Origin of the sequence: Enterobacter sp. C6 (genome assembly GCF_008122455.1) — a bacterium.
Taxonomy (GTDB): Bacteria; Pseudomonadota; Gammaproteobacteria; order Enterobacterales; family Enterobacteriaceae; genus Enterobacter; species Enterobacter pseudoroggenkampii.
The window spans coordinates 1-9,031 of the sequence record NZ_QPFW01000131.1 but is presented as its reverse complement, the minus strand read 5'-3'; the positions used below and the strand labels follow the sequence as shown (position 1 = coordinate 9,031).

General features: G+C 57.6%; 7 protein-coding genes. 1 reads left to right on the top strand and 6 read right to left on the bottom strand.

All coding sequences use genetic code 11. The features are described from left to right. On the bottom strand, positions 1 to 775 hold a 775-nt coding region (gene glyA, locus DOU50_RS02370; RefSeq protein WP_148768703.1), incomplete at its 3' end, for a serine hydroxymethyltransferase. Between the two features lie 304 nt (positions 776 to 1,079). Between glyA and hmpA the strand changes: the two genes are divergently transcribed. Further along, complete coding sequence (gene hmpA, locus DOU50_RS02365) at positions 1,080 to 2,270, top strand: NO-inducible flavohemoprotein (protein ID WP_148768702.1); 1,191 nt, start codon at positions 1,080 to 1,082, stop codon at positions 2,268 to 2,270. A gap of 74 nt (positions 2,271 to 2,344) precedes the next feature. Here the strand turns inward: hmpA and glnB are convergent, their stop codons facing one another. The 5 genes from glnB to purL all read right to left on the bottom strand — a co-directional run. Beyond that, on the bottom strand, positions 2,345 to 2,683 hold the full coding sequence (glnB, locus tag DOU50_RS02360; protein ID WP_003860685.1) for a nitrogen regulatory protein P-II: 339 nt from the start codon (positions 2,681 to 2,683) through the stop codon (positions 2,345 to 2,347). 65 nt (positions 2,684 to 2,748) lie between these two features. Further along, positions 2,749 to 4,086: a two-component system response regulator GlrR gene (gene glrR / locus DOU50_RS02355; RefSeq protein ID WP_021241871.1), complete on the bottom strand. Its 1,338-nt coding sequence runs from the start codon at positions 4,084 to 4,086 to the stop codon at positions 2,749 to 2,751. Then, positions 4,073 to 4,810: a two-component system QseEF-associated lipoprotein QseG gene (qseG, locus tag DOU50_RS02350; protein WP_024908631.1), complete on the bottom strand. Its 738-nt coding sequence runs from the start codon at positions 4,808 to 4,810 to the stop codon at positions 4,073 to 4,075. The genes glrR and qseG overlap by 14 nt, the downstream gene beginning before the upstream one ends. Position 4,811: 1 nt before the next feature. Further along, entirely contained in the window at positions 4,812 to 6,239 is a 1,428-nt protein-coding gene (gene qseE / locus DOU50_RS02345) for a two component system sensor histidine kinase QseE/GlrK (protein WP_024908630.1), read from the bottom strand. A gap of 529 nt (positions 6,240 to 6,768) precedes the next feature. Next, a partial coding sequence (gene purL / locus DOU50_RS02340; RefSeq protein ID WP_148768701.1) for a phosphoribosylformylglycinamidine synthase occupies positions 6,769 to 9,031 on the bottom strand: 2,263 nt, incomplete at its 5' end.

Below are 9,031 nucleotides of genomic sequence, written 5' to 3'. Positions count from 1 at the left end.
TTGGGAACACCGCGGAGTTCAGTTTTTTGTACAGCTCTTCGTCACCGCCTTTCGCCAGGATCAGGCCACCGCGTGGACCCGCCAGGGTTTTGTGGGTGGTGGTGGTCACAACGTGAGCGTGTGGAACCGGGTTCGGGTAAACGCCTGCGGCGATCAGACCCGCAACGTGCGCCATATCAACGAACAGGTAAGCACCGATGCTGTCTGCGATTTCACGCATTTTTGCCCAGTCAACGATACCGGAGTAAGCGGAGAAGCCACCGATGATCATCTTCGGCTTGTGCTCTTTAGCCTGCTTCGCCATGTCTTCGTAGTCAATTTTACCGGACTCATCGATACCGTAAGGGATGATGTTGTACAGTTTGCCGGAGAAGTTAACCGGGGAGCCGTGAGTCAGGTGGCCGCCCTGCGCCAGGTTCATACCCAGAACGGTATCGCCCGGCTGCAGCAGCGCGGTGTAAACCGCGAAGTTAGCCTGAGAGCCAGAGTGCGGCTGCACGTTCGCGTAGTCAGCGCCAAAGAGTTCTTTCGCACGGTCGATAGCCAGCTGCTCAACGATATCAACGTACTCGCAACCGCCGTAATAGCGTTTGCCAGGGTAACCTTCAGCATATTTGTTGGTCAGCTGAGAACCCTGCGCCTGCATGACGCGCGGGCTGGTGTAGTTTTCGGAGGCGATCAGTTCGATGTGCTCTTCCTGACGTACTTTTTCCTGCTCCATAGCCTGCCACAGTTCGGCATCATAATCGGCAATGTTCATTTCACGCTTTAACATCCGCATCTCCTGACTCAGCTAACAAGTAAATTTTGGCCTGAAAAGGCAGTCCTGTTGGACGACGGGCAACAGTATAACTGATTAGTTCTGTGATAACAGGTCTTGACAAACGATTTTACGCAAACGTTTTCCTACCCGCCACGCAAGGGTTTGAGGAATAAAGCTCTCGCCCTTTCCAGCGGATTTCTTTTCAGGTTTGTGATGCATATTTTTCATCTTGCAAAGAACCATTTACAACGCAGGGGTATTTTTTATAAGATGCATTTAAAATACATCATTAAAGTGACATCAAAAGGACGCGCTCATGCTCGACGCTCAAACCATCGCTACCGTAAAAGCCACCATTCCCCTGCTGGTGCAAACCGGCCCTAAACTCACCGCTCATTTCTACGATCGCATGTTCACGCACAACCCGGAGCTCAAAGAGATTTTCAACATGAGCAACCAGCGTAACGGCGATCAGCGTGAAGCGCTGTTCAACGCCATCGCGGCCTACGCCAGCAATATTGAAAACCTGGCTGCACTGCTGCCCGCGGTGGAAAAAATCGCGCAGAAGCACACCAGCTTCCAGATCCAACCCGAGCAGTACAACATTGTGGGCGGCCACCTGCTGGCCACGCTGGACGAGATGTTCAGCCCGGGCCAGGAGGTGCTGGACGCGTGGGGTAAAGCCTACGGCGTGCTGGCAAACGTGTTTATCAACCGTGAAGCACAGATCTACAGTGAAAACGCCAGCAAGAACGGTGGCTGGGAAGGCACGCGGGCGTTCCGCATCGTCGAGAAAACCCCGCGCAGCGCATTGATTACCAGCTTTGAGTTTGAGCCGGTGGACGGACAGCCGGTGGCCGATTACCAGCCAGGGCAGTATCTGGGCGTGTGGCTGAAGCCAGAAGGCTTCCCGCATCAGGAGATCCGTCAGTATTCTCTTACCCGCAAGCCAAACGGCCAAGGCTACCGCATTGCGGTGAAGCGTGAGGACGGCGGTCAGGTTTCCAGCTGGCTGCACAACGAAGCGAACGTGGGCGACGTGGTCCATCTGGCCGCGCCGGCGGGCGACTTCTTTATGGCCGTTGAAGCAAACACCCCGGTTACGCTGATCTCTGCGGGCGTCGGCCAAACGCCAATGCTGGCGATGCTCGATACGCTGGCAAAATCACACCACGGTGCGCAGGTAAACTGGTTCCACGCTGCGGAAAACGGCGACGTGCACGCCTTTGCGGATGAGGTGAAAACGCTCGGGGCCTCCCTGCCGCGCTTTACCGCGCACACCTGGTATCGCCTGCCGACGGAGGCAGACCGCGCAGCTGCACGCTTTGACAGCGAAGGTCTGATGAATTTAAGCCAGATGGAAGGGGCGTTTAGCGCGCCGGACATGCAGTTCTACGTCTGTGGGCCGGTGGCGTTTATGCAGTATGCCGCGCAGCAGCTGGTGGGGCTGGGCGTGAACAAAGACAGCATTCATTACGAGTGCTTCGGCCCGCATAAGGTGCTGTAATGCAAAAAGCCCCTCGGTCGAGGGGCTTTTTTTTCGCCGGGTGGCGGCTGCGCCTTACCCGGCCAGGAAAATGTTTAAATCGCGGCGTCGTCTTCTTCGCCGGTACGGATACGGATCACGCGCGCCACGTCAAAGACGAAGATTTTACCGTCGCCAATTTTGCCCGTCTGCGCGGTGCGGATAATGGTATCCACGCAGGTATCGACGATATCGTCGCTGACCACGATTTCAATTTTTACTTTCGGCAGAAAGTCGACCATGTACTCTGCGCCACGGTAAAGCTCGGTGTGGCCCTTCTGACGACCAAAACCTTTCACTTCCGTCACGGTCATCCCGGTGATGCCGACTTCCGCCAGCGCTTCACGCACATCATCCAGTTTGAAAGGTTTAATAATCGCATCAATCTTTTTCATGGTGGGTCCTTAAACTCTTGCCTGTAAGCTGCCTCGTAATCGATTGCTCACAGTACCATACGGCATTACTCTTTAAAATCGTTTGCTTCCAGCTCGTGGCGCGACAGCAGCTTGTAGAACTCGGTGCGGTTGCGTCCGGCCATGCGCGCGGCGTGGGTCACATTGCCTTTGGTGATCTGCAATAGCTTGCGCAGATAGTTGAGCTCAAACTGATTCCGCGCTTCCGCAAACGTCGGCAGCGCCGTGTTTTCCCCTTCCAGCGCCTGCTCCACCAGCGCGTCGCTGATGACCGGTGAAGAGGTCAGCGCCACGCACTGCTCAATCACGTTGACCAGCTGACGCACGTTGCCCGGCCAGCTTGCGGCCATCAGCCGCTTCATTGCATCGGTGGAAAATGCGCGCACGAATGGTTTATGGCGATCGGCCGCCTGGCGTAAAAGGTGGTTCGCCAGCAGCGGAATGTCTTCCGCACGCTCCGCCAGCGCCGGGATCTTCAGGTTCACCACGTTCAGGCGGTAGTAGAGATCTTCACGAAACTCGTTGCGGGCCATCACTTTCGGCAGATCGCGGTGGGTGGCGGAAATAATTCGCACATTAATATCAATGTCGCGGTTGCTGCCCAGCGGGCGAACTTTGCGCTCCTGCAGCACGCGCAGCAGCTTAACCTGCAGCGGCGCGGGCATATCGCCAATCTCGTCCAGGAACAGCGTGCCGCCTTCCGCGGCCTGGAACAGCCCTTCCCGGCTGCTTACCGCCCCGGTGAATGCCCCGCGGGCGTGACCAAACAGTTCAGATTCAAGCAGCTGCTCCGGGAGCGCGCCGCAGTTAATCGCAATAAAGGCGTTCTTGCTGCGCGGGCTGGCGTTATGGATCGCCTGGGCCAGGATCTCTTTCCCGGTACCGCTCTGGCCGTTGATGAGCACGCTGACGTCGGACTGCGCCACCATCCGGGCCTGTTCAAGCAGACGCAGCATCACGGGGCTGCGGGTGACGATAGACTCCCGCCACGCTTCATCCCCCGCCGGGGCGGCATGTTCCAGCGCGCTGTCGATAGCCTTATACAGCGCGTCTTTGTCCACCGGCTTGGTCAGGAAACTGAATACTCCCTGCTGCGTCGCGGCAACCGCATCCGGGATCGACCCGTGCGCGGTCAGGATAATCACGGGCATCCCCGGCTGCTGCTTCTGGATCTCCGCGAACAGCTGCAGGCCGTCCATTTCGTCCATCCGCAGGTCGCTTATCACCAGATCGATCTTCTCGCGGCTGAGAATTTTCAGCCCCTCGAGCCCGCTTTCCGCGGTCACGACGCTGTAACCTTCACTCACCAGACGCATGCCCAGCAGCTTTAACAGCCCGGGATCGTCATCCACCAGTAACAGATGGGCAGGTTTACGGCTCGTCATGCTTCACATCCTCTTGTTTCGGCGTATCGCTGTCCGGTGCCGCAGATGAACTCCCCGGCTGATATTTGCGCGACGAGAGCTGCCTTTCGATATCGGTCAGGTTTTCCAGCTTACGCGTTGTGGTATCGAGCTGCGTACGTAAATGTTGCTGCTGCTGACGCAGCGTATCAAGCTCGCTGTCGGTTGACTGTTGCAGCTTGCTGTAGCGGGAGCGCTCTTCAGACAGCTGAAGCTGTAATGTCTGTCCATCGCGCCAGAGCTGGTATACCGGGCGTACCTGCACGGGAAGATTGACCACGAACGTGTCCAGTCGGGTCACGTTGGCGCGCCGTTCGACGGGGGTGATTTTCGCATCAGCCAGCAAAATGCCGCGCTTGAAAGCGTCCTGCCAGGTGTCGTCATCCAGCATCGCCGCCTTGGAGCGAGCATCTACCGGGGCCAGACGCTGGGCGCAATCTATTCCACGCAGCCAGAACAGCGGGTTGCTTTCAACGTCATGACCTGACAGGTTCCAGATATCGTCACAGCGGGTTGAGAGGAAATCGGCCAGCTGGTTATCGGGCCATTTATCTTCTTGTTTATCGCTAATTGCACTTTGTGGCGCATGGGAAACACACCCTGCCAGAAATAAACAGGGCAGGCTCAGGCGAAGCGTGTTGCGGGAAAACACCGCGCGTACGGCGCGGGAAAAGACGTGTGACATACTCACCAGACATAGATTCATTTTATTGATTTTTCCGGCTCAGGGGCAGTTCAATACGGAAGCAAACATCCGAACGTTCGTCCGTGGCAATGTTTAGCTCACCCTGCATGCGTCGTATGCAGTCCCGGGCGATGCTCAAGCCCAGACCACTGCCTTTCACCGCACCTTTCCGCTGATGACTCCCCTGGAAAAAGGGCTCGAAGATCATGGTTTTTTCGTCATCGGGAATCGGGGTGCCGGTGTTAGCGACGTCTATAAACACCCGGGAACCCTTCGTATAACTTCGGATATAAATGTTACCGGATTCAGTACCATAGTGCACCGCATTGGAATAAAGATTATCCAGCACGCTCATTAAGAGCATGGGTTCAGCGAGACAGGTCGGCGCATTCAGTTCTACACCGGTATGCATCATTTTAGCTCTTGCTGGCAAGCTATGGGCGGATATCACCATATCCACCAGCGGTTCAATCTCAACGTTTTCCAGTACGACCGCCCCGTCAGCCAGCTTGCGGTTGTAATCCAGCAGTTGCTCAATCAGCTTTTGCAGATTGCGGCTGCTGTTATCCAGGATCTCGACAATTTCTTTCTGCTCGGGCGTAAGGGGTCCTGCCACTTCGTCCGCCAGCAGCTCCGTCCCTTCGCGCATGCTGGCCAGCGGCGTTTTAAGCTCATGGGAGATATGGCGCAGGAACTGATGACGCTGTGATTCAAGCCACGCCAGGCGCTCGGACAGCCAGATAATGCGCTGGCCTACGGATCGCAGCTCGCGCGGACCTTTAAAGGCGACCGTATCCCCGAGCGATTTCCCCTCACCCAGGCGGTTGATCATCCGCTGAATGCCCTTCACCGGGCCGATGATCATGCGGGTAAAGAGCAGAACCAGCCCGAGGCTCACGAGGAACAGCACCAGCGCCTGCCAGCCGAAGAACTGGCCGCGCTCGGCAATCTCCTGCTGGAGCTGCTGGCCGCGAGAGAAAATCACCGTGCGCGTTGACTGCACCATCTCGGTGTTGGCGCTGGCAAAAGCTTCAAGACGCGCGGCGGCGGCGGCATCCGGGCCGCTGTTACTGCACTGTAGCTGCGCAAGATCGTTTAAATCCTGACGTAACGCCTGATAGAGCTTGTCGTCAGGCAATACGCCGGCGTGGGCGTCCAGCATTTCGCTATAGCGCTTGCGCTGACTCTGATACACCTTTTCCAGCGTCCGATCGTCAAGCACGCAATACTGACGATAGCTACGTTCCATCTCCAGCGCGGCGTTGGTCATCGCTTCACTGCGTCTGGCGTCGATGAGCGTCGTGCGGTTGGTCAAAGCCGCCTGCGCGCTCAGCGCGTTCAGACTTTGCCACGCCTGCCAGGCAAGGATCAGCAGCGGCAGCAGGATCAGCAGGAAGGCCATCATGACAAGCTGTCGCAGGGAGCGGGGAAAAACGGGCCAGCGTTTCAACGCATTACTCTCTTAATGGGGGTTTACGCAGAGCGTAACTGAGTCTGCCCTTCAGATACAACAAAGCCGGGTAAAAACCCGGCTTTGTCATGGAATGAGGCGGTGCCTAACTCGACGTTTCGCCCTGGCCTGATAAAGCATCGCTATGATCAGTAGTTGGACGGCAGGCACCTTTTTGTGCGTCATTCGAAGTTTATGTAGCGCGTCCCGAAGGGGCACATAAGAAGGTGAATGAGCCACTGGTTAATATTATGCAACACCCGTGCCAGAACGCAAAACAAAATATTAACACATTGAAATATATGATTTTTACTTGTTAAACCTGTTAATTATCGGTTGAATGATTTCCAGGCTAAGTGTCGCTATTAAGCAACACCTTAATGGGAACCTTTACTGCCATATATAAATCAATAAGTTAAATGTCTCCTTTTGGAGACACTCAAACCAGAGGGTTGTCGCGATTTTGCGACAGAGACAAAAAAGCCCGGTAGCGCTCGCGCTTACCGGGCCTGCAGGTGTTGCCTGAAACTTAACCCAGCTGTTTACGCGCGTTGCGGAAGATACGCATCCACGGGCTGTCCTCGCCCCAGTTTTCAGGGTGCCAGGAGTTGCTCACGGTGCGGAACACACGTTCCGGATGCGGCATCATGATGGTTGCACGACCGCTTTCGCTGGTCACCGCGGTAATACCGTTGGCGGAGCCGTTCGGGTTGGCCGGGTAGGTTTCCGTGACCTTGCCGAAGTTATCGACAAAGCGCAGCGCCACCAGACCTTTGCTCTCCAGTTGAGCCAGATGCGCGGCATCACGCACTTCTACCTGACCTTCGCCGTGGGAGACCGCGATTGGCATCTGTGAACCGACCATTCCCTGCAGCAGCAGAGACGGGCTTTGGGTCACTTCCACCAGGCTGAAGCGTGCTTCGAAGCGGTCAGACTGGTTACGCACAAAGCGCGGCCAGGCTTCGCTGCCCGGGATCAGTTCGCGCAGGTTAGACATCATCTGACAGCCGTTGCACACGCCCAGCGCCAGGGTCTGCGGACGATGGAAGAAGGTTTCGAACTCGTCGCGCACGCGGCTGTTGAACAGGATGGACTTCGCCCAGCCTTCGCCCGCGCCCAGCACGTCGCCGTAGGAGAAACCACCGCACGCTACCAGCGCCTGGAAATCTTCCAGACCGGTACGTCCGGCCAGCAGGTCGCTCATGTGAACGTCGATAGCGTCAAAGCCCGCGCGGTGGAAGGCGGCAGCCATTTCAACGTGGGAGTTAACGCCCTGCTCGCGCAGCACGGCCACTTTCGGACGCGCACCGGTCGCAATGTACGGCGCGGCGATGTCTTCGTTGATGTCGAAGGAGAGCTTCACGTTCAGGCCTGGATCCTGGTCATTGGCCTTCGCGTTGTGCTCCTGATCGGCACATTCCGGGTTATCACGCAGGCGCTGCATCTGCCAGGTGGTTTCCGCCCACCACATACGCAGCGTGGTGCGGCTTTCGCTGAACACCGCGTGGCCGTCGGCTTCAATCACGAAGCGGTCGCCCTGCACCGCTTTACCGAGATAGTGTACGCAGTCTGCCAGACCGTGCTGCGCCAGAATCGCTTCCACCGCGTCGCGATCTGCGGCGCGTACCTGAATGACCGCGCCAAGCTCTTCGTTAAACAGCGCCGCCAGGCGGTCTTCGCCAAGCGTGGCAATGTTTGCTTCAACGCCGCAGTGACCGGTGAAGGCCATCTCTGCCAGCGTCACCAGCAGGCCACCATCGGAACGGTCGTGGTAGGCCAGCAGCTTACGCTGCGCCACCAGCGCCTGAATTGCGTCGTAGAAGCCTTTCAACTGGGCGACGTCGCGCACGTTGGCTGGCTTGTCGCCGAGCTGGCGGTAAACCTGCGCCAGCGCGGTGGCGCCCAGCGCGTTATGGCCTTTGCCGAGGTCAATCAACAGCAGGGCGTTATCTTCAGTGGAAAGCTGCGGCGTAACGGTATGACGCACGTCTTCCACGCGCGCAAACGCGGTGATCACCAGCGACAGCGGAGAGGTCATCTCGCGCTGCTCGTTACCTTCCTGCCAGCGGGTTTTCATCGACATGGAGTCTTTACCCACCGGAATGGTCAGGCCGAGCGCAGGACACAGCTCTTCACCCACCGCTTTCACCGCTTCGTACAGGCCGGCATCTTCACCAGGGTGACCGGCAGCGGCCATCCAGTTTGCGGAGAGTTTGATACGTTTGATGTCGCCAATCTGCGTCGCGGCGATGTTGGTCAGCGCTTCACCGACCGCCAGACGGGCAGAGGCCGCGAAGTCCAGCAGCGCCACCGGGGTACGTTCGCCCAGCGCCATCGCTTCGCCGTAGTAGCTGTCGAGGCTCGCGGTGGTCACGGCGCAGTTCGCCACCGGGATCTGCCACGGGCCAACCATCTGATCGCGCGATACCATACCGGTCACGGTGCGGTCGCCGATGGTCACCAGGAAGGTTTTCTCAGCGACTGCCGGCAGGTGCAGCACGCGATTAACGGCTTCAGCTACGGTAATGCCCTGGCGATCCAGCGCTTTGCCCGCCGCTTTACGGGTTGTTACGTCGCGGGTCATCTTCGGCGTTTTACCGAGCAGAACGTCGAGCGGCAGATCGATAGGCTGGTTGTCGAAATGGGCGTCGCTCAGAGTCAGGTGCTGCTCTTCGGTCGCTTCACCGATGACGGCATACGGCGCGCGCTCGCGGCGGCACAGCTCGTCAAACAGCGGAAGCTGGTCCGCGGCAACCGCCAGCACGTAGCGCTCCTGGGATTCGTTACACCAG